At 46.1% G+C, this 20,800-nt stretch carries 15 protein-coding genes; 5 read left to right on the top strand and 10 right to left on the bottom strand.

Translation table 11 applies throughout. The annotated features are described in order from the left end of the window. Positions 1–21: 21 nt before the first annotated feature. Genes bamG through nadB form a run of 4 tightly spaced genes read right to left on the bottom strand, consistent with a single transcriptional unit; the run spans position 22 to position 4,465 of the window. Complete coding sequence (bamG, locus tag AC060N_RS01915) at positions 22–1,305, bottom strand: BamG family beta-barrel-assembly machinery protein (RefSeq protein WP_479525646.1); 1,284 nt, start codon at positions 1,303–1,305, stop codon at positions 22–24. Continuing rightward, positions 1,289–2,023 carry a type III pantothenate kinase gene (locus AC060N_RS01920; protein ID WP_479525647.1) on the bottom strand — a complete coding sequence of 245 codons (735 nt, stop codon included), beginning with the start codon at positions 2,021–2,023 and terminating at the stop codon, positions 1,289–1,291. Before AC060N_RS01920 ends, bamG begins: the two co-directional genes overlap by 17 nt. Before the next feature lie 8 nt (positions 2,024–2,031). Beyond that, a complete protein-coding gene (gene nadC / locus AC060N_RS01925; RefSeq protein ID WP_479525648.1) occupies positions 2,032–2,883 on the bottom strand; it encodes a carboxylating nicotinate-nucleotide diphosphorylase in 852 nt (283 codons plus the stop codon). A 1-nt stretch (position 2,884) separates the two neighbouring features. Further along, positions 2,885–4,465 carry an L-aspartate oxidase gene (gene nadB, locus AC060N_RS01930; RefSeq protein ID WP_479525649.1) on the bottom strand — a complete coding sequence of 527 codons (1,581 nt, stop codon included), beginning with the start codon at positions 4,463–4,465 and terminating at the stop codon, positions 2,885–2,887. 549 nt (positions 4,466–5,014) lie between these two features. On the opposite strand from nadB, the gene AC060N_RS01935 reads away from it, so the two are divergent. The 3 genes from AC060N_RS01935 to AC060N_RS01945 all read left to right on the top strand — a co-directional run bounded on the left by AC060N_RS01935 (position 5,015) and on the right by AC060N_RS01945 (position 10,900). Next, positions 5,015–6,151: an efflux RND transporter periplasmic adaptor subunit gene (locus tag AC060N_RS01935; protein ID WP_479525650.1), complete on the top strand. Its 1,137-nt coding sequence runs from the start codon at positions 5,015–5,017 to the stop codon at positions 6,149–6,151. Between the two features lie 110 nt (positions 6,152–6,261). Next, complete coding sequence (locus AC060N_RS01940; protein WP_479525651.1) at positions 6,262–9,540, top strand: efflux RND transporter permease subunit; 3,279 nt, start codon at positions 6,262–6,264, stop codon at positions 9,538–9,540. Positions 9,541–9,565: 25 nt separating this feature from the next. Beyond that, positions 9,566–10,900: a TolC family protein gene (locus AC060N_RS01945; RefSeq protein WP_479525652.1), complete on the top strand. Its 1,335-nt coding sequence runs from the start codon at positions 9,566–9,568 to the stop codon at positions 10,898–10,900. Positions 10,901–10,954: 54 nt separating this feature from the next. On the opposite strand, the gene AC060N_RS01950 is transcribed toward AC060N_RS01945, so the two are convergent. From AC060N_RS01950 to AC060N_RS01960, 3 genes are all read right to left on the bottom strand, one after another. Then, positions 10,955–11,182 (bottom strand): OST-HTH/LOTUS domain-containing protein, encoded by a 228-nt coding sequence (locus AC060N_RS01950; RefSeq protein ID WP_106541355.1) that lies wholly within the window; start codon positions 11,180–11,182, stop codon positions 10,955–10,957. 112 nt (positions 11,183–11,294) lie between these two features. Continuing rightward, the gene (locus tag AC060N_RS01955; RefSeq protein ID WP_479525653.1) at positions 11,295–11,984 is read right to left on the bottom strand and encodes a response regulator transcription factor; all 690 of its coding nucleotides are present in this window, start codon (positions 11,982–11,984) and stop codon (positions 11,295–11,297) included. Then, positions 11,977–13,599, bottom strand: a complete 1,623-nt coding sequence (locus AC060N_RS01960) for a sensor histidine kinase (RefSeq protein ID WP_479525654.1) — start codon at positions 13,597–13,599, stop codon at positions 11,977–11,979. Before AC060N_RS01960 ends, AC060N_RS01955 begins: the two co-directional genes overlap by 8 nt. 153 nt (positions 13,600–13,752) lie before the next feature. Here AC060N_RS01960 and AC060N_RS01965 point away from each other — a divergent pair, with 153 nt between their 5' ends. Further along, a complete protein-coding gene (locus AC060N_RS01965) occupies positions 13,753–14,493 on the top strand; it encodes a hypothetical protein (protein WP_463235591.1) in 741 nt (246 codons plus the stop codon). An 89-nt stretch (positions 14,494–14,582) separates the two neighbouring features. Here the strand turns inward: AC060N_RS01965 and AC060N_RS01970 are convergent, their stop codons facing one another. The 3 genes from AC060N_RS01970 to AC060N_RS01980 all read right to left on the bottom strand — a co-directional run bounded on the left by AC060N_RS01970 (position 14,583) and on the right by AC060N_RS01980 (position 20,456). After that, complete coding sequence (locus AC060N_RS01970; protein ID WP_479525655.1) at positions 14,583–16,076, bottom strand: Gfo/Idh/MocA family protein; 1,494 nt, start codon at positions 16,074–16,076, stop codon at positions 14,583–14,585. Between the two features lie 149 nt (positions 16,077–16,225). After that, positions 16,226–17,719, bottom strand: a complete 1,494-nt coding sequence (locus AC060N_RS01975) for a Gfo/Idh/MocA family protein (RefSeq protein WP_479525656.1) — start codon at positions 17,717–17,719, stop codon at positions 16,226–16,228. Between the two features lie 265 nt (positions 17,720–17,984). Then, positions 17,985–20,456 carry a TonB-dependent receptor gene (locus AC060N_RS01980; protein WP_479525657.1) on the bottom strand — a complete coding sequence of 824 codons (2,472 nt, stop codon included), beginning with the start codon at positions 20,454–20,456 and terminating at the stop codon, positions 17,985–17,987. 109 nt (positions 20,457–20,565) lie between these two features. Between AC060N_RS01980 and AC060N_RS01985 the strand changes: the two genes are divergently transcribed. Beyond that, complete coding sequence (locus tag AC060N_RS01985; RefSeq protein ID WP_479525658.1) at positions 20,566–20,766, top strand: hypothetical protein; 201 nt, start codon at positions 20,566–20,568, stop codon at positions 20,764–20,766. Positions 20,767–20,800 lie beyond the last annotated feature (34 nt).

The following is a 20,800-nucleotide window of genomic DNA, read 5'->3' on the forward strand; positions in this document are numbered from 1 at the left end:
ATACCAATATGTGTGTAATTGTTAATCGAATTTACGTTTAATAAACCACCGTTCGTTAAGCAAGAAATGCAAAGTCAGTTTCGCATAGTCTTCTTTCAACAAGTTATTGCTCGTCGTTCCTAATCTTCCGAATTCAGCTGAAAGGTTCAGGGTAGACCGGGAACGGCTCAGTGGTAAACCTACACCAAAGGTCATGCCATAACTGTTAATCTGTGTCCCGTTGAGGTAAAGATAGGAATTCTCGTAAAACATTCCCATGCGATAGTAGGCTCGATTCCAGTAACTTCTGATAGAATACTGGTTCGGGTTCCATTCAACACCGGCTGAATATCGATTCCTGTCGGTTAAGTAGGCAGGTGTTTGCCCGAATACAGTGGCTTGTGACCACGACTGGTGATAATAATCGGCACCCAGCGTGATTTTATTCTTGATAACATAAGAAACTCCGGCTCCATATGTTACGGGTAATTTCGTAAGTTGTGAACGATCCTCGATATGGGTAAGTGTATCGGTGATTTGATTGGATGTTCCGCGGAAAAGGGCTTTTTCCTGGTGAAGCGTATATTTTGACTGGTATTTCTGAGAAGGCTCAAAAGTACCTCCCACTACCCATTGGTTATTGCTCTTGGTTTTGAAATGATATTGTACTCCGAGATTGAAACCATAGTCGTGAATCATCAGGCTTTTAACTTCAGAGTAATCGTACATATTCGGGTCCGTAAGGTAATTTCGGTAAATATTGTCGCTTAAGGTTCCAAACAGGTACCATGCGTTAAAGCCTAACGAAAAATTTGGAGCGAGATTAAAACCATTTCCCCAGAATACTTTAGTAAGGGTTCCTTTGCCGTTGAAATCCGTCGCAATCTGATTGCCTTCAACCTCGGAAGTGAGATTTACCTGGTAACCTTTGTCGGAAAATGGCATAATGCCCAATACGGTCGCCCACCAGTGCGTAATCGGAAATGAGATGGCAATGTTGCTTAAGTTGGTATTGTTATCACCGTTTTTACTGGTTGCCGATTTGAATTCAGTATGGCGCGAACTAAGTCCAAAGTCCATTAGGAAGGTCATACTATCAATGGCGGTGTACGAAGCCGGGTTGGCCGTATTAATCTGATCGGAAAAACGTGTTCCAATTCCAATCCCGCCCATGGCAGAGGAGCGTCCCTGCCCGTAATCACGCAGTTTTCCCAATCCGTACCTTGAATACGGAGAGCTGGTGTCATTATTTTGTTGTGCCATTGCGGCAACAGAGGTTACAAATACAACAACAACCGTAGCTACTATTCTAATCGTTTTTGACATTATATTCGAGGATTCGGTTCAACCCCAGCAGGGTAATTTCAAATTTTACAAAGATGGAACTTTTTAACTTTTTATCAAAGAATTCAGCATCGCCCCCGGTCATAATTATTCTTAAATCCGGCCAGCTGGATTTCACCTTGTTAATCACGCTTTCCACTTCCGAAATAATGCCGGTTTGAACCCCACTGTGAATGGCTTCTTCGGTTGTTGTGCCGATATCGGGCCATTGGTCTGTCGGCGAGAGTAACGGAAGGCGCCCGGTGAAATGGTGTAACGAACGGAACCGGGTTCGCAGGCCCGGTGAGATATTTCCGCCCAGGAAGCCTTTTTCCTTGTCGACTACATCGTAGGTAATGGCCGTTCCCGCGTCGATGATGAGCAGGTTCTTGCCGGGGAAAAGGCCGGCCGCACCAACGGCTGCAGCCAAACGGTCGAGACCGAGTGTTGCTTTTGACCGGTAATTGTTCTTGATAGGGACAGGCGTTGCCGCTGAAAGTTCCAAAAAATAAGAGAACTCCGTTTGCAGGAGTTGAAGTAGCGCTGAATCATATTGGGTTACCGACGAAAGGATAGCTTTGTCCAACTGTGAGTACCTGGTCTTCAGTTGAGAAATCACTTCCCGGTCGAACTCTTCCAGTTGAACAGTTTCAACCAACCTGTCCTGATCAAACACGGCCAGTTTGGTGAGACTATTTCCTATGTCGATTACCAGATTCAACAGGAGCTTTATTTTTGATTTACATCGATATTCATACTAATATCCAGTGCGGTTACACTGTGGGTCAGGGCTCCGATGGAAATAAAATCGACTCCGGTAGCGGCAACTCCTTTCAGCCGTTCCAGTGTCATGTTACCAGAAGCTTCCACTTTGCCCCGGCCATCAATCCGTTCAACGGCGCGCTTCATGGTTTCATTGTCCATGTTGTCCAGCATGATGATATCGGCACCGGCGGCAATGGCTTCTTCCACTTCTTCGAGATTGGTGGTTTCGACCTCTATTTTAATATGGTTTGAAATGGTTGGCCTGATGGCTTCAACTGCTTCGGTAATACCTCCGGCTACCTTGATATGATTGTCTTTAATCATCACCATGTCGTATAAGCCGATTCGGTGATTGGTTCCGCCACCCATTTTTACAGCGTACTTGTCCAGTAACCTGAGTCCGGGAACTGTTTTTCGGGTATCGAGAATTTCGGTCTTGTATCCTTTCACGGCTTTCACATACCTGGATGTTTCGGTAGCAATTCCGCTCATCCGTTGCAGGAAGTTAAGAGCCAGCCTTTCTCCGGTCAACAGGGCACGAAAAGAACCTTTAATCTGAACGAGTACATCGCCTTTCTTCACAAAACTGCCATCCTCAATATAAGTAGTCCATTCAATATCCGGATTCAGTTTACGGAATACTCTTTCAGCGACAGGAAGCCCGGCAACCACACCACTAGCTTTGGCAGTCATGGTAGCGGTCGTCTGCATTTCTCCCGGAATCACTGCGTTTGTGGTAATATCGCCGTTACCGATATCCTCTTTCAGCGCATAGTCGATGATGGGATCGATGACGTCAAAATTCAGTATACTCATTTCACTTTTTTATTCTTACAGGTTCGTATTGAATATCTTTTCCTAATTGCTGAATGATGTGTTTTGCCTGCTCTGCTACTTCTTCCGGATGATCTTCACGGATGTGACCACCTCTGCTCTCTTTTCTCAGGATTGCCGATTGAATGATTAACCGGCAGATGTCTGTCAGATTCTTAATCTTATGGTGATTGTAGTCATTCGACGGTCTATCGTACCTCGATGATAATTTGTTGACCTCTTCAAGAGCTGACTTCAGGCCTTCGTAGCTACGCAAAATGCCTACGTGCGAATTCATTAAATCAGCCAGCTCATTTTTTACCGAAAGGAATTCCTGGTCTGTATCCTTGTTCAGTAAAATGGGGGCCGACTCTTCTGTTGTTTTGATTTCCTGCAAATTTCTTCGTGCTTTTTCGATGGCTCTCTTTCCATAGACGAGACATTCGAGAAGAGAGTTGCTTGCCAACCGATTTGCCCCCATCACACCCGTTGAAGCAACCTCGCCACATGCATATAACCCAGGCAGACTGGTTTGTCCCCATAAATCGGTGCGAATGCCGCCAACCATATAATGAGCAGCCGGTGCTACCGGAATTAAATCCCGGGTCATATCGATTCCCAATTTGGTGAGATGGGCATCGATGGAGTGGAACCGGTTGCGGATGTATTCAGCATTGAGGTGTTTGAGGCTCAAATAAACATAGGAGGAACCTGTTTTTTTCATCTGCCGGAAGATGGCCGCTGCCACGACATCGCGCGGTGCCAGCTCTGCCAACGGATGAATTCCTTCCATAAACCGTTCACCAGTCACATCGAGTAATCGGGCACCTTCGCCACGAACCGCTTCACTTACCAGGAAGGCGTCTTCTCCCGGAAGGGAAAGTGCAGACGGATGAAACTGGATGAATTCCATATCGGCCACTTTTACTCCGGCACGCCATGCCAAAGCGATTCCGTCTCCGGTGGCTGTATGTGGGTTGGTTGAGCGGGTGTAGAGGCGGGACAATCCGCCTGTAGCCAATACTGTAGCTTTCCCTTTAAAGAGAATATTCTCGCCACTGATAAACTGTAGTGTCTGTACTCCGTGGCAACGATTTTCGTCGACCAAAATGCGAACAGCTGCCGTATATTCGAAAGTGGAAATGTTTTTCTTCTCGAGGACTTTTTTCAGCATGAAGCTGGTCATCATTTTTCCGGTAGCATCGCCACCGGCGTGCAAAATCCTCCGGTGCGTGTGACCTCCTTCCAGACCCAAAAATAATTCGCCGCTGTTATCGTGGTCGAACTCCATTCCACAGGAAATGATCTCTTGAATGCACTGCTGGCCTTCTCTCACCAATATGTCCACAGCGTCGTGATCGCAAAGGCCTCTGCCGGCAGTCAGCGTATCCTGAAAATGGTTCTCGGGGCGGTCGTCTTCGTCAATGGCTACAGCAATTCCTCCCTGAGCGTGATATGAATTGCTCACATCCAGCTCTGATTTGGAAATTAAAGCAACAGTTCCATGGTTAGCAGCATGATAAGCGGAAATTAATCCGGCCAGTCCGCTGCCAATAATAACAAAATCAAATTCAAGGGTCTTCATGCAATTGCTTTAAGGTCATCCAAATCAATGCCCGACAAAAATAACATTTCTGCAACAGTTTTAAACCAATGCGTCTTTTTTGTGTCCAAGCAGGGAATAAAAAAGCAAGCCTCCTCTCTCTATCAACACATGAAGTGGGTAGGGTGTTTGTTTTTTTGGCAATGAACAACAGTTATTAGGGGTATAAAACACTACATTTGCAATTGAAATAACCAGACTAAATTGTAGTAATTTGTCTCCCTTTTACTTTCGCATCCTGCAGACTCCCTGGTAGGGAGTGTTATTCGGTTGCGGTTGTTGATGAAGAAGTTGGAGTCGTCGGCTTGCTTTTCCGTTTTATACCAGTCGCTAAAAGCTCCTTCTCTGACTAGTTGTTTTTCTGTGAATCCGAATACCGGTCCGGAGTTCGGTGTATTTTTTTGTTATAGCCTGTAACTGAAACAGCTCAGGTTATACTGATACGTAGCCTCCGGAAGGATTGCTTGTTTTTCTGTAAGAATAGAAACTAACGATTATAACTGATTTAAATTCCTCATAATCAAATTAACCATGTCGAAGAGAAGAATAATAATTGTCAGCGTTGGCCTGATTGTACTTCTGGGATTTTCGTTTGTGATGATGCAGGTTCTGGTGGGAATGAAACCTGAACCCCCGAGAAAAGCCGAAGAAGTTGTGAAAAGATTTGTGAAGGCCAAACCGGTTGCCTACCATACGGTTGCTGCTTCAGTGAAAGCACCGGGACGTGTACTGGCAACGAAGGAAGTGATGCTGGTTGCCGAAGCTTCGGGACGGATTGAACCGGGCGAAGTAGCCTTGAAGAAAGGAGCCCGTTTTAGCAAAGGGCAGAAATTATTGAATATCTATAAAGATGAGGCCGAGATGGCACTGCGTTCGAGAAAATCTCAATTCCTGAACAGCCTGGCCAATATGCTTCCGGATATTAAAATTGACTATCCTGATTTTTATGATCAATTCCAGCAGTTTTTCTCATCCGTTCGCCTGGACCGCGACTTGCCCGATCTGCCTACCGTGGCTATTGGGAATAATGAGCAGTTAAAAGTTTTCCTGGCCAGCCGTAATATTCTGAGTGACTACTATTCCATTAAAAAAGATGAGATGGCGCTGAAGCGTTACACGCTGTATGCTCCGTTTGACGGAACATTTACCCAAGTGAATTTTGAAGTGGGCGCCTTTGTGAATATGGGTACGCAACTGGCAAAAATGATTAGTACCAACAATCTGGAGGTTGAAGTGCCGGTGGAAAACCGACAGAGCGAGTGGATTAAGGTAGGCTCTCCGGCCATTATTCACTCAGCAAGCCGCAACAAAAACTGGCAGGGACACGTGGTTCGCAAAGCGGATTTTGTAGCCTCGAGCACACAGTCGAGGAGCATCTTCGTGAAGGTCGATCCGGATAATGCACGCGACGTTCTTTCGGGCGAATACCTGGATGTGGAATTCAAAGGACAGGAAATTCCCGATGCCATGGAGATTCAGCGAAGTGCCGTTTTCAATTCCAATATCGTTTTCACGGTAGTGGACGGGCGGTTAAAAAAGGAACCTATCAACCTGATTAAGTACAACGAGGAGACAATTGTGTTCAACGGTTTGGAACCGGGAACTGAACTCGTGGTGGAACCATTAATTAATGCGAAGGAAAAAACCGAGGTAGAGATTATCAGGTAAACACCAAAGCTGAACCTGTTATTCATTGAAACGAGCCAAAGCAATTATTTCAATAGAGCTAACCGCTTGCGACGGCGCGTTTCATGTGAGCCTAATTAATTTGTAAGCACATGAAAAAACTTGTATCACAATTTGTCAAGTTTCCGTTTTATGCCAACCTAATCATAGCATCACTTCTTCTGGCCGGTGGTATCAGCATCATGACCATGAAGAAGTCTTTCTTTCCCGAAGTAAAGTCCCGTTACATCTATGTCACGGTGTTTTATCCCGGAGCGTCACCGCTGGAGATGGAAGAGGGGGTGACTACCCGGATTGAGGAAGCTATTCGTGGAATTGTTGGTATTAAAGAAACCACTTCCACCTCGTCGGAGAACATGACCAGTGTACGTATTGAAACGACAGGCGAATACGATATCGATGAAACATTGATGGAAGTGAAAAACGCCGTCGATGGTATCTCATCTTTTCCAACGGCGGCCGAACGTCCGATTGTGTATAAACAACGGACGACCAGTATGGCCCTTTTTATGTCCCTTTCAGGAGATGTCGATTTGATGACCCTGAAAGAATACGGACAAAGGGTCGAGGAAGATTTTCTGAATTCCGGAATTATCAGTCAGGTGTCCCTGTCGGGGTATCCATCTCCTGAAATTTCGGTAGAGGTTGACGAGGATAACCTGGTTCGCTACGGTATCACTTTCGACCAGATTATGCAGGCGATTTCGGCGAACAACCGGGATATATCAGGAGGACAAATTCGGTCAGAAGATGAAGATATTTTGATCCGGTTGCGGTCGCGAAGTGCCGATCCCGATAAAATTGGAAACATCATTTTGCGGGGAACGCCGGATGGAGGTTACATCCGCATCCGCGATGTGGCAACAGTGAAAAAACAGTTTGCCGATGTTCCGCAGAAGTCTCTGAAAAAAGGAAAGCCGGTTGTTTCACTTCGGGTCAGTAAGCTGAACTCGGAAGACCTGGAAGAGATTACCCAGTATTGCGAGGACTACGCAAAAAGTTTCAATGCCCGGAACAACGGGGTGGAAATGTCGGTGGAGTTTTCGTTCCTCGATTTGTTGAGAAGCCGTCTGGACCTGTTGCTTTACAACGGAATGACTGGATTGATCATGGTCATTATCTCACTGGCCCTTTTCCTTAACTTCCGCTTGTCACTTTGGGTTGCCTGGGGAATTCCTTCATCGTTCCTGGCCATGTTTATCGTAGCCAACCAGATTGGCGTCACCATGAACATGATTTCCCTTTTCGGGATGATCCTGGTGATTGGTATTTTGGTGGATGATGGAATTGTGATTGGGGAAAATATCTATCAGCACTTCGAGCGGGGGAAGTCTCCCATGCGATCAGCGGTCGACGGTACAATGGAGGTAATGCCGGCTGTTGTTACATCGGTGACAACAACCATCGTTGCCTTTATGCCGCTTCTCTTCCTGAGAAACCAGATGGAGCGAATGCGCGAAATGGCTATCGTTGTTATTCTGAGTCTTTTATTCTCTCTTTTGGAAGCTTTTTTCGTACTTCCTGCGCACCTTTCCAATCCAAGGGTCCTTAATCCGCGAGCGATAACCAACGAGAGTCGGGGATTGAAAAAGTACCTGGAGAATGCCATTCGCTGGCTTCGTGATCGGGTTTATCAACGAGCTCTGAAATGGATTCTGCATTATCGGTACCTGATGTTAGGAGTGCCTGTTGCGCTGTTCCTGATTACCATCGGATTATTGGGCTCAGGAAAAATCCGGACCACTATATTCCCGGCAATGGAGTTCGATAGTTTCGAGATAAACATAGCGTTTACACCGGGTTCAGGTGAAAAACAGACGATGGCTTATCTGAAGAAATTTGAGAAAGCCGTCTGGGAAGTCAACGATGACATGCTGAAAGAGTATCCCCACGCTTTTGATGATGTCAAACCGACCTTGTGGAGCAAACTCACCGGAAATAAAATTGATACGGCTCACACTTTCATCGATCATACCTTCGTCAATCTTGGCTCGGCCTTCGATGGACTGGAAAGTGGGGCTCACGCCGGACAGGTATCGGTATTCCCAAGAAACCTGGAGGGTACCGGAATCAGTTCATACGAAATTATCAACCGTGTCCGGGAAAAAATAGGACAAGTTCCGGAGGCGGAGAAAATGACGGTCGCAGGAAGGGTAATGTTCGGGAAACCGGTTTCATTATCCTTATTGGGAAGGAATATTGACGAATTGGAACAGGCCCGCGATTTCATGTTCGAAAAGTTGGGCGATATGCCGCAGCTTAAGGATATTGTCGATAACAATGCTATGGGTAAGCAGGAGATTCGGTTAAAGTTGAAACCAAAAGCCTATTTGTTAGGACTCAACGAAATGACCATCGCCAACCAGGTTCGGCAGGGATTTTACGGCGGTCAGGCACAGCGCCTGCAGGAAGGTCGCGACGAATTGCGCATTTGGGTGCGTTTCCCCAGGAAAGACCGCGAGAAAATTGGTCAGTTGGAGAACATGAAGATCATGACGCCACAGGGCGAATATCCGTTGAATGAGCTGGCAACTTATAAAATGGAGCGTGGACCGGTTGCCATCAAGCGGTATAATGGCATGCGCGAAATTCGCGTGGAAGCAGATGTCGTAGACCGGAACGCATCGGTAACAGACATCCTCAATCAGGTGGAGAACGAGATTTTGCCGGAATTGAAAGCGAAATTCCCGGGTGTTAGAATGGTGGCGCAAGGACAGCAACGAGAAGGGCGCGAAGCCATGCAGGTTATCTTCCTTTACTACGGAATCGCTTTTTTCATCATTGTCATGATTCTGATGATTCACTTCAAGTCTTTCGAACAGCCACTTCTGGTATTAGCGATGATCCCGATGTCGCTGCTCGGTGCAGTTTGGGGACACGGAATCGTCGGCAAACCGGTATCCATGTTATCGATGTGGGGAATGGTGGCCCTGTCGGGGGTAATCATCAATGATGCGGTCGTCTTCCTGTCTCGGTATAACGATTTGTTGTTGCAAAAACTTCCCGTGAAGGAAGCCATCATTGAGGCCGGTAAATCGAGGTTACGCCCAATTTTGCTGACGACCATTACGACTACCGTAGGACTGTATCCGTTGATTTTGGAAAAGAGCTTCCAGGCACAGTTCCTGATTCCCATGGCGATCTCGCTGGCGTATGGTGTAGCTATCGGAACATTCTTTATTCTGATTTTCTTCCCGGCTTTGATTCTTATCCTGAATGACCTGCGCGTAGCACGATATCATTTGTGGAATGGAGTGAAACCAGAGCGCGAAGAAGTGGAAATTGCCGTTGTTCACAGTCAGAGACGTATTGACGGAGAAGATGAAGAACCGGATGTGAATAAAGTGGTCGGTGACCTCGAATTGGAGTAATCATTAATTAGTTTGACGTTTCATCATGAAAATGAACATACATAAATACACAGTTGGTTTACTTTTCCTGCTTTTGTTTTCGCAGATATTACCGGCACAGGCACAAGATTCTTTGAGTCTGACCGGTGCCATTCAGATTGCCCTGGAAAAGAACTACGATATCCGCCTGATTAAAGGTGACCAGCAAATTGCCGCGTTGCGTAATCGCTGGGGAACTGCGGGACGCTATCCAACGATTAGCTTCAGCGCCAATTCCCTCAATCAGCGGAATAATAATGAGCAGGACGATTATACGCAGAATACGCTTAGTGGCGGCGTTGCGCTCAATTGGGTCTTGTTTAACGGATTTACGGTTAATATTTCGAAAGCCCGGTTGGGTGATTTGGAACAACTGTCAGCCGGGAATACCGCAGTGGTGGTTGAAGGGACCATTCAGTCGATTATTTTGGGTTACTACAGAGTACTGTTGGCCCGGAAACAGTTGGATGTACTGAAAAGCGTTATGAAGCTTTCGGAAGACCGGTATAATTACGAGAAAACAAAACAGGAAATCGGCAGTTCGGTGACCTTCGACGTGTTGCAGGCGCAAAACGCTTACCTGGTCGACAAAGCCAATTACATGAGCCAGGAGGTGGCCTATCGCAGTGCTTTGCGCGATTTGAATTACCTGATGGGAGTGGAAGCGCAGAAAACCTGGAACCTGACGGACAAGTTCGAACCGGAAACGAAAGCTTATCAACTGGGCGATCTGGAAGAAAAGATGTTGAGCGATAACAATACCCTGAAAAACCAATTCCTGAACCAGTCATTGCTGGAACGCGAAGTGGCTCTTTCCAAAGCCGGGTATTTTCCGAGATTGTCGCTTAGCAGCGGAATCGATGGTAATCACAACCGGAGGAATTACGATGCGCAGGGAGAAAGCACGTCTAACTCGTGGAGTTACTATGGAAACTTGACCCTAAGCTATAACCTGTACAATGGCGGAGTGCGTCACCGGGCATTGCAGATTGCCAAAATCAACCAGGATTTGGGCCAAATTGATGTCGAATCGCTGAAGCATAGTTTGGTTAATCAGCTGCTCAATTTGTACGAATATTACAATGTTCGCAACGAGCTGATGACTGTGGCCAATGAAGCGCTTGATGCCGCACAACTGAATATGCAGATTGCCGGCGAAAAGTTTCGGAATGGTGCTATCAATTCATTTAACTATCGTGATGTGCAGCTTATATATGCCAATGCAGCACTGAGTCAGTTACAGGCCGTTTACAATCTGATTGAGTCGGATGTTTCACTGATGAGAATTACCGGTGGAATTATTTCGGAATACGGCGAAACAGAGGGGGCGCAGTCTAACTAAAAGGCTGTTGGCTTAAAAGAACAAACCCGGCTGACAACAGCCGGGTTTGTTCTTTTAAGTCTGATTTATCAGCCGGGCGTAAACCACAGGAGGTTGCCGGCTTTCATCAATACGGGTCTCAACTAATTCGGGGAACCGGGAGATGAATTTGGATAATTTGCCGTATTTAACTCCATTCTCTCTCAGTACGCCTCCGATTTCTGCCAAGTTTGCCCAACCATCTTCGTTGGTGCAGGCAGTTATGGCTTCCGTTAAAGCTTTTTCATTTTCAACGTTTTCCATGTTTTATGATATTAAATCCGACTAATTACACGTGACTTGACGAATGATTAATAATGATAGAATAGCATAAAACGCTGTGATAAAGTTAATGTATTTTCAGTAAAAGAAATACCTATTCGTCCGTAATAATGAACCCACTTCCGTGAATATTTTTGATTTCGATGGACGGATCGTCTTTCAGGTATTTCCTTAATTTCGTGACAAATACATCCATGCTGCGGGTGGTAAAGTAACCATCTTCTCCCCAAATCCTTTTCAATGCCACTTCTCTTGGAAGAAGTTGGTTTTTATGTTCGCAAAGTAGATGGAGCAGCGCCGATTCTTTGGGCGATAACTGGCGAATATCTCCGTTGAGGTCGATGGTTCGCAGATGTGGATCGAAAACGTACTGGCCAATCGATAGTGCCTGATCGGGGTCGGTGGTTCGTTCATTTCCCCTTTTCAGGATGGCTTCTATTTTACAGAGCAGCACTTCCGTATCGAATGGTTTGGTGATGTAATCGTCGGCCCCGATTTTGTATCCGTTGAGGATGTCCTCTTTGAGTGCCTTGGCGGTTAGATAAATCATCGGCACTGTCGGAGCAAGGGTGCGAATTTCCCGGCCAATGGAAAAACCATCCACGTTGGGTAGCATTACATCGAGGATGCACAATTGATAATCGCCGCTGTGAAATTTTGCGACGGCGTACTTGCCATCATCCACCCAGGTCACATCGTAGTTGTTGATTTCCAGGTAGGATTTCAGAACGGCTCCGAAACTCAGATCGTCTTCAACGAAAAATATGTGTTTCTTCTCATCCATTTTCCAGCGTATAAGGAATGAAAATGACGAAGCGGCTGCCTTTGCCGGCTTCACTGTGAACTGTGATGTTTCCCTTGTTGGCATCGACAACGGCTTTTACGTAGCTAAGTCCCAGCCCGAAGCCTTTGGTATTGTGAATATTCCCGGTAGGTTGCCGGTAAAAGCGTTCGAAGATTTTTGCCTGAACAGCGCGGTTCATTCCAATGCCGTGATCTTCGACCGTAATGGAAATCCCTTTGCTGACCGAAGAGGTTCGTAAAATGATCTCCGGTTTTTCCGATGAGTACTTAACCGCGTTATCCAGCAGGTTGTATATCACATTGGTGAAATGCGTTGCGTCTGTCATTACCACCGGATTGGAAGCTTCCAGGTAGGTGTCAATCTGCCCTTTGCGTTTTTCAATTTGCAGGGAAATACTCTGGATGGCTTTCTCAATCAGCTCGTGTGCATTGACTGCTTCGAAGTGATAATTACCGTTATTGCGGTCCATCCGGGCAATCTGGAGGATTTTCTCGACTTGCGAGTTCATCCGGCGGTTTTCTTTCTTAATCATTCCGGCGAAATAACGTAGCTTCTCTTCGTCAGAAATCACTTTCTCGTTCATGATAGAATCGGCTGCAACCCCAATGGTAGCAATGGGTGTTTTAAACTCGTGCGTCATGTTGTTGATGAAATCCGATTTCATCTCTGAAACTTTCTTTTGCCGCAGAATGAACAGGATGCTCAGGGTAAAAGTCAGCAAGATGATGATTGTGAAAAGAAGCGAAAGTCCCAGTAACCAAAACATGTTGCGGCCCACAAAGGAATCCTTATCGGGAAAGAAAACATTTAGTTTCAGGTTTTGCCTGAATACATCGTAGGGGAATAATCCCGTCTGATAGGTTTGCGCATTTTCCGGGATGACATTTTCAGGCAAATCGCCGCCAATCACGCTGTCATTAGCCAAGACTGCGAAATGGAAATCGATGGGAATATCCTTTCGTTCAAATTCTTCTTTCAGCACATGATGAATTTGTTTCATGTCCAGATCGCGGCCTGCATGCCAATCCTTGATTTCAACAACCATTTGTTTAGCCAGATCTTTAAGTTGCTTAGCCTTGTCTTCAATTCGTTTTTCAAACTCAGGACGAAGTATCATTGAGTCCTTTACAATAATTCTGGCCAGGTTGCTGTCCCGTATGCTTTTCTCTATTTTTTTTTGCGTGAAAAATTGGATCAGGCTGTCGTTTATATGCGTTTTGTGCAAGGTTATTATCGAATCCCGTTTCGACGTAAACACCTGAATTTCATTCTCAATTTTGTTCATCTTCGGATTAACCTTTATCCGGTAACTGGTTGTTCCCTGAACATGAAATTTAGCCGGCGGCGGAGGAGGTGGTGGCGGATCGGGAGTCCATTGCAGCGAATCGTTGAAAAAGTATTGGTTGACTATTGGATAATCCTGCATGGTTTGCAACCGCTTCGAGGCACTGGTTAACGCTTCATTCACCGAACGGTCGAAAAGCTCATTCCGAACCTTCGCCGCACTGTGAAACCAATAATACTGTACGGCAACAATTCCCAGCAGGGAGATTCCCATTAATACAACCAAACCGATAAATCGCTTCTTGTTCATAACGTAAAGATAGTCAATATCTGCAGCCGAAATTTGGCTTTAACTTTTCCTTAACTGTTTTTCACAAGGCATTAACCGGCTATTCGTCAGTCTGTTCGTAATTTTGATTGTGAAAGATGTATCAACAAGTGCCATTCACTAATAACCATAGATATGAAAAGGAAATTGATGTTTTTGCCAACCGGAGCAGCCGTGATTTTGATTCTTTCTGCTTTTACTTTTAGTGCGTCTGCCCCAATGCCGGAGGAGGCGTTTCAACCGCAGAAGAAAGAAGTTACCCGTCATGTAACAATCAAGGTGGACGAAAACGGAAAAGCAGCCAAGCTGGATACGGTTTTCACCGGAATGACGGATGAAGAAATCCAACAGGAGATCGACAAATTCATGCAGGAGCATGATGTGGCGCAAAAGGAATTTAAGGTGCAGATGAAATTTTTTGCAGATTCGATGAAATCGATGATGAAACCCCGAATCGATTCGCTGAGAAAGGAAATAATCATCATGCAGAAAAGTATGCCGAAGTCTCACATTCGGGTATTCCATGACAAGGCATTGAGAGATTCCTTGCTTCAATACCGGGTCGAAGTTGTTGAAGGAGATTCGATGAAGGTGTTTGTGCATAAAGGAAAAAATGACAGCGATGTCATCGTTTGGAATGGGGAAATTAACATTCCACCGGTTCCACCGATGCCCAAACTTCCGCCTATGCCACCGAAAGTGATGATGCACGGAATTCACTTTGACCGGTATTCTTTCGATTCAGGCGATAAGAATGTTATTTCTTACCAGCGGAAGAAGCTGAGTAACGGACGGGAGAAGATTACTATTATCCGCAAAGTTCCAAAGGATGAGAAGGTGCAGGAGTTTGAATTTCAATCGAAAGAAACGAAGTAACAGTAATAGCTAAATTGCCTAAAATGAAAAAAGGGGTAACCAATCGGTTGCCCCTCTCTTTTCATAACCTATAAATCAATCAATGCAGATTAAGCAGGCATGTCAGGTAAAGTAAAACCTTCACGATAAGTATGCTTAATCAATTCATTGGCAAAAGCTTTTGCGTTCATTGGATCCGTCCATACCCTGTTGAAGGTCGGGTCGCCATCTTTAATGGTGAAATTATCTTCAACGCAGATGCGTAATGAGTCGGTATCACTTATGTTCGTGAATTGCATATTGGCGCCATCCCAATCCAGTTCTTTATTCAGGCCCTGCAAACGAACGGCGAGTACACCCATCACAACCATTTCGTTGAATGGTCCGGCTTCGCTGAACGGTGAGGAAGGTTGAACCCGGTTTTCCGGACTTTCTTTGCAGGCGCGAATCCAATCCTGTTCGTGACCGCCTTGCATAGCGTTCTCTACGCGACGAAGCGTTTTAGGAACGTTGGGTGTTCTTCCCGAAAGCAGCCACGGGTCTTTTCCGTAACAACCACAAATCAGTTTATCTTTGGTTCCGTGGAAGATCACACCACCGCCGGCATCATTCATGTTTTTACCAGCTGGCCAGCCTTCCGGCTTCTTCGGTTGAAGACCGCCATCGTACCAGGTAACTTCCACTTCCGGAAGATTCATTTTTACATTTTTGGGTTTTTCCCTTTCGGGGAAGGTCAGGTTGACCATTTGCGCATTAGGCGCACAATCCGTCAGCAAGAGTGTAGAACTTCCCTGTGCTTTGGTCGGATATCCGAGTTTCAGTCCCATAAATACCGGGTGCAAAACGTGGCAAGCCATGTCTCCCAGCGCGCCGGTTCCGAAATCCCACCATCCGCGCCAGTTCCATGGTGTGTAAATGGAATTGTATTCGCGGAAAGCAGCCGGGCCGATGAAGAGATCCCAATCCAGTGTATCCGGAACGGGCATTACTTCTTTCGGACGGTTCAGCCCTTGCGGCCAAATAGGCCGGTCGGTGAAAGCTTCCACTTTCGTGATATCACCAATTTCTCCGTTCCACATCCATTCGCAAGCCTGACGGACGCCTTCGCCTGACGAACCCTGGTTACCCATCTGGGTCGCAACTTTGTATTTATCGGCCAGTTTGGTTAACAGACGAGACTCGTAAACCGAGTGAGTCAGCGGTTTTTGCACGTAAACATGTTTGCCCAACGTGATGGCGTGAGCGGCTGCAGCGGCATGTGAATGGTCGGCGGTAGCCACCAGAACAGCATCGAACTGGTCGCTCATTTCGTCGTACATCTTGCGCCAGTCCTTGTACTTCTTGGCGTTGGGATAGTGCTCGAAAACACGTTTACTGTAGCCCCAGTCGACATCACAAAGAGCTACGATATTCTCGGTTTCCATGTTCTTCAGGTTGGCAAAACCCATTCCGCCGATTCCTACAGCAGCAATGTTCAGTTTATCGCTTGGTGCTTTGTGACCAAGTCCAGCGATGGTGTTCGAGGGAAGGATGGTAATCCCTGCAGCAGCGGCAGCGGATGTTCCCAGAAATCTCCGACGGGAGACATTATTCTTTCGATCCATAAATCTGGTTAATTAATTGGTTATAACTAGGATTTCTAAATTTATTTTTATTTACCGGTTTCTACAAAAATTTTAAATTGTATTTCATACAAAAAAAGAGGTTGCCTCTTTGCAGAAACAACCTCATCCTCAAAATAAATTTATATAAATCAAATCTGGTGCCAGCCTTCACGGTAGTGGTGACGAATCCACTCTTCCGCTGCTTTCTTGGCATTCATGGTATCGTATTTTGTATCAAATTTCGGGTCGCCGTCAACCACCTCGAATTTGTCGGAGGTAACCACACGAATCTCATCATTGTCGGCAATGTTGGTAAACTTCATGTTTTCACCATCCCATAACAAACGACGTTTCAGATCCTGCAAACGAACGGCCAGAACTCCCATGACCACCATTTCGTTCAATGGACCGGAATAATTGAAGTTGGACGAAGCTTCCATACGATTGCTCTTGTCTTCCTTACAAGCGCGAATCCAATCTTGCTCGTGGCCACCTTCCATTGCTTTCGGGATACGACGCAATGTTTTTTCAGGTTGTTTGAAGGTTTCCATCTTCTTGGTAGGAAGCAATTGCGGATTACGTGCATACGTACCGCACATAATTTTTCCTTTCGAACCAACGAAGATGACACCGCCACCCCAGTCGCCCATCATTTCTCCGTCTTCCAGCTCTTCAGGACGTTCGGGTAACAGACCGCCGTCGTACCAGGTAACTTTCACAGCCGGCATGGCTACTTTGGGTAAGTTATCCCTTTCAGGGAACCAGTAAGTTACCTTTTGTGCTTCAGGTGCCGATTCGGTATTGATTTGGGTTGAGCTACCTTCAACAGCAGTTGGATATTTTAGTTTCAATGCTTTGAAAACCGGGTCGAGAATGTGGCAGGCCATGTCGCCTAACGCTCCGGTTCCAAAGTCCCACCAGCCACGCCAGTTCCACGGTGTGTAGATGGGGTTGTACGGACGGTAAGCTGCTGGGCCGAGGAAAAGATCCCAATCGAGGGTTCTGGGTACGCGAACTTTTTCAGTAGGACGCTCGAGACCTTGAGGCCAGATTGGACGGTTGGTCCAGGCATGTACTTCCTTGATGTCGCCGATAGTTCCGGCCCAAATCCATTCACAAATTTCACGGATTCCTTCGCCTGAGTTACCCTGGTTTCCCATTTGGGTGGCTACGCCCATTTCGTTAGCCGTATTGGTCAGCAGGCGCGATTCGTAAACCGAGTGGGTTAACGGCTTCTGAACGTACACGTGTTTGCCCAGTTTCATGGCTTCGTATGCTGCCAGGGCATGCACGTGGTCAGGAGTAGCGACCATCACGGCGTCAATATCCTTCTGCTTGTCGAGCAATTCGCGGAAATCTTTATAACGTACCGCGTTCGGATAATCGTTGAATGTTTTACCGGCGTATTTCCAGTCAACATCGGCCAATGCAACGATATTCTCTGTATTCATGTTTTTCAGGTTGGTACGGCCCATTCCGCCCACACCAATTCCGGCAATATTCAGCTTATCGCTGGGCGCTTTGTGCCCCAAACCGGCTATGGTGTTACTGGGAAGAATCGTAAATCCTGCAGCGGCTGCTGCGGACGTGCCGAGGAAAGCACGTCGGGAAACGTTGCTTTGGTTCTTTTTAGCTTTTGTCATTTTAATTAGTTTTAGTATGAAGTCGGATATTGGTCTCTAAATATAATTTTTAATTCATGGATTTTCAAAATTGAAGTATTCTTTAGCTCACAAGGTCAGTTGACTCGGCAACAATTCACTGGTGTTGTCGGTATGCCAGGCTGATTTTTGAAAGGCTTCGCAGATTGGCTTATTGTTGTTTAGACAGTTTCTAAATTTTATCTGGTTGCCGGAAAAGAAAAAGGCATCCATGACGGATGCCCCTATTAGTTAGTTTGATTTACAATTAGTATTCTGAGCCCATGTCGTCGCCGCCGCCTTCCTGTCCACCGCCGTTTCTCGACTTCGACCGGTAATTATTGATAATGTAGCTTAGAGTTAACTGAAATACCCTTGGTTCTCTCTTGAATTCAAAATCGGTTTTGAAACCATCGCCATACGATGTCCCGCTTCGTTTCATCGTGCCGAAAATGTCACGAACCTGCAAGGTTGCAGATAGTTTCTTGTTGAACAGTTCCTGCTTCAATGATGCATTGGCGAATGCCATTCCGTTGTACTCTCCCTGCGCCGAAACGGAAGGACCGCGATAGATAGACATCAACTGAAAGCGGGTAGTTGGAGTGAATTTGACATCAGCTGTTAAGCGGGAGTTAAAGTTGGTGCTGTTCCGGTCGACACTCTCTCCGTTTACGCTTCCTTCCAGGCGGTAATAGAAAACGGTTCCGCTGGCGATAATCCGTAGCCAGGGATAGAGATCGAGGTTCGCCATCAATTCACTTCCCAACGATTGGTCACTGTTCATATTCGCCCGTGTGTGGTAAATGATTCCATCGCTGTGTAGCTCCTGAATACGGGTAATCAGGTTATTGGTACGGCGATAATAGCCTTCCAGCGAGATGAATGATTTTTTGATGCGCTTTAATATCGATAATTCATATGAATCGGTGTATTCAGGCTCCAGTGCCGGATTTCCTACCCGGATGTTGTATGGGTCCATGTACGATGGGAATGGTTCCAAATCCCAGCCTCTTGGGCGACTGATGCGTCGGCTGTAACTGGATTGCAATTCGATATCCCTTCCGAATTTTTGAGACAGATGGACAGACGGAAACCAATCAACCCGGTCGATGATATACGGATCTGACGAGGCCGTGTGATCCATTTCGCGCTTGGTATATTCCGCTCTTAATCCGGTTTGCCAGGAGAACGATTTGGTCGAGTGTGACCAGATTGCATAAAGCGCATGGATATCGCGGCTAAAATCGAAAGCACTACTGAAATTCGGATTATTGACCCAGCTATCACTAGTGTAGTCAAAATTTTCGAAAAGGTAATCTTCTGATTCCCGGTTGACACGTCCCTGGTATCCGGCTTCGAATTTATTTTCGTCGTTTACCGGAAGGGTATAATCGGCTTTAAGCCGGTATTCATTGTCATTAGATGCTTCGACGGTCCGGATTTTATCAGGATTCTGGTCAATGGGATTACCATTGGCGTCGCTGGGATACCGAATTTGGTACTCATTATCCGGACCTTGACGACCACTGGCATAGAAAGTAGCGATTAACTTATGTCCGTCTTTGTTAAAATTATGGCTGTAAGTGAAATCGGAATTCCAGTAGTTCCCCTTTCGGGCAGAAGTATTATCCTCGAAAATGTAATTGTCGGTGCCAAAATTGTCGTAGGTGTGCTGCGTAGACAGACTGTTCCGCTGGAAAGTATAGTCGCCAACGCGTCCGCTCATACTAAGTGTCGTTTTATCAGAAATGTGATAATCGATACCGCCGCGCACTCCTTTTCCTTTCCAGGTTCGGTCCATGTTACCAACCGAGTTGATAACCGTCGTTGTGTCGGCGTTATACAATTCCTGATGTACATTTCTTTCGCCACTAAAAACCATGTTTTGGAAATCCCCTCCCAGCATAAATGTCCACTTGTCATTTCGGTAGTTCAGGGTCAAATCTCCACGGGTTTTATTCGTGTTACTCGCGCTGAGGTTGGCAACGCCGCTGAACGACCCTTTGATGTGTTTTTTCATCACCACGTTGATGATACCGGCAACGCCTTCGGGGTCATATTTGGCCGAAGGATTGGTGATAACTTCTATCCTTTCGATATCGCTGGCCGGAATCTGCTTCAATGCATCGCTACCATCCAGCACACTGGGCTTACCATCGATGAGTACGGTGAAATCGGAACTGCCGCGAACCGATACGTTCCCTTCGATGTCAACATCCACCGATGGGGTATTGGCCAGCGCATCGACAGCCGAACCTCCGGCAGCACTGATTTCCTGACTAACGTTCACCACGCGCCGGTCGAGTTTAAATTCCACGCGGGCTTTATCGGCCACAACGTCCACACCTTTCAACTCTTTTGAAGCCGGTTTCAGTTCCAGTGTACCAATATCGGCGACTGAACCGGAACGATTGATACTAATTCCCGGAAGGGTATGTTTTTCATAACCTATGAAGTTGGCCTGAAGATAGTAGTTCCCCGGGGGAACGTTTTTTATCTGGAACGACCCATCGGCTTGTGTCATAATTCCTCCAACAATCGAGGAATCCTGTTGTGAATATATAGCCACATTGGCATATTCCATAGGGGTTTTGGTGCCGGCTTCCACGATTTTTCCCTTTACGACTCCCGGAAATGTTGCAGGCGAATTCCCTGCAGCACCGGGGGCAGGAGCCGGTTGGGCATATAACTGAAATGTGAGTCCTGTAATGACTAAGCTAATGAGTAATATCTTTTTCATAGTGAGAATTTCCTGTCGTTTTGTTTCACGGTTCTTTGGATGGTAAAAAGAGGAATTGGTTTAATCAGGAAATTAAAAAATGTAACAAAAAGGGATAATGGTGTCCGAAATGTCTGAGTGTGTTATTGTTCAGGAAACAGAAATATCGAAAGTGGGTGGGATGAACAAAGATCAGGGAGTGAATTTATTCGCGGGAACGATGCTCACGATGGATCAAATAACGTCCATGATCGGAGAAAAAGAGAGCTACAAAGAGGAGAGTGGCAATCATGGCTTTACTGAGGTGTATTCTTTCGAGGCAAACAGATAAAAATAAAAGTGCGGCAATCAAAGCGAGCACCAGC

This window comes from Prolixibacter sp. DSM 2831 (assembly GCF_056493735.1).

What these genes read in the sequence shown, in the direction of transcription:
- bamG (WP_479525646.1), bottom strand. Translation starts at nt 1,305, where the DNA reads ATGTCAAAAACGATTAGAATAGTAGCTACGGTTGTTGTTGTATTTGTA.
- nadC (WP_479525648.1), bottom strand. Translation starts at nt 2,883, where the DNA reads ATGAGTATACTGAATTTTGACGTCATCGATCCCATCATCGACTATGCG.
- nadB (WP_479525649.1), bottom strand. Translation starts at nt 4,465, where the DNA reads ATGAAGACCCTTGAATTTGATTTTGTTATTATTGGCAGCGGACTGGCC.
- AC060N_RS01935 (WP_479525650.1), top strand. Translation starts at nt 5,015, where the DNA reads ATGTCGAAGAGAAGAATAATAATTGTCAGCGTTGGCCTGATTGTACTT.
- AC060N_RS01940 (WP_479525651.1), top strand. Translation starts at nt 6,262, where the DNA reads ATGAAAAAACTTGTATCACAATTTGTCAAGTTTCCGTTTTATGCCAAC.
- AC060N_RS01945 (WP_479525652.1), top strand. Translation starts at nt 9,566, where the DNA reads ATGAAAATGAACATACATAAATACACAGTTGGTTTACTTTTCCTGCTT.
- AC060N_RS01950 (WP_106541355.1), bottom strand. Translation starts at nt 11,182, where the DNA reads ATGGAAAACGTTGAAAATGAAAAAGCTTTAACGGAAGCCATAACTGCC.
- AC060N_RS01955 (WP_479525653.1), bottom strand. Translation starts at nt 11,984, where the DNA reads ATGGATGAGAAGAAACACATATTTTTCGTTGAAGACGATCTGAGTTTC.
- AC060N_RS01960 (WP_479525654.1), bottom strand. Translation starts at nt 13,599, where the DNA reads ATGAACAAGAAGCGATTTATCGGTTTGGTTGTATTAATGGGAATCTCC.
- AC060N_RS01965 (WP_463235591.1), top strand. Translation starts at nt 13,753, where the DNA reads ATGAAAAGGAAATTGATGTTTTTGCCAACCGGAGCAGCCGTGATTTTG.
- AC060N_RS01970 (WP_479525655.1), bottom strand. Translation starts at nt 16,076, where the DNA reads ATGGATCGAAAGAATAATGTCTCCCGTCGGAGATTTCTGGGAACATCC.
- AC060N_RS01975 (WP_479525656.1), bottom strand. Translation starts at nt 17,719, where the DNA reads ATGACAAAAGCTAAAAAGAACCAAAGCAACGTTTCCCGACGTGCTTTC.
- AC060N_RS01980 (WP_479525657.1), bottom strand. Translation starts at nt 20,456, where the DNA reads ATGAAAAAGATATTACTCATTAGCTTAGTCATTACAGGACTCACATTT.
- AC060N_RS01985 (WP_479525658.1), top strand. Translation starts at nt 20,566, where the DNA reads ATGTCTGAGTGTGTTATTGTTCAGGAAACAGAAATATCGAAAGTGGGT.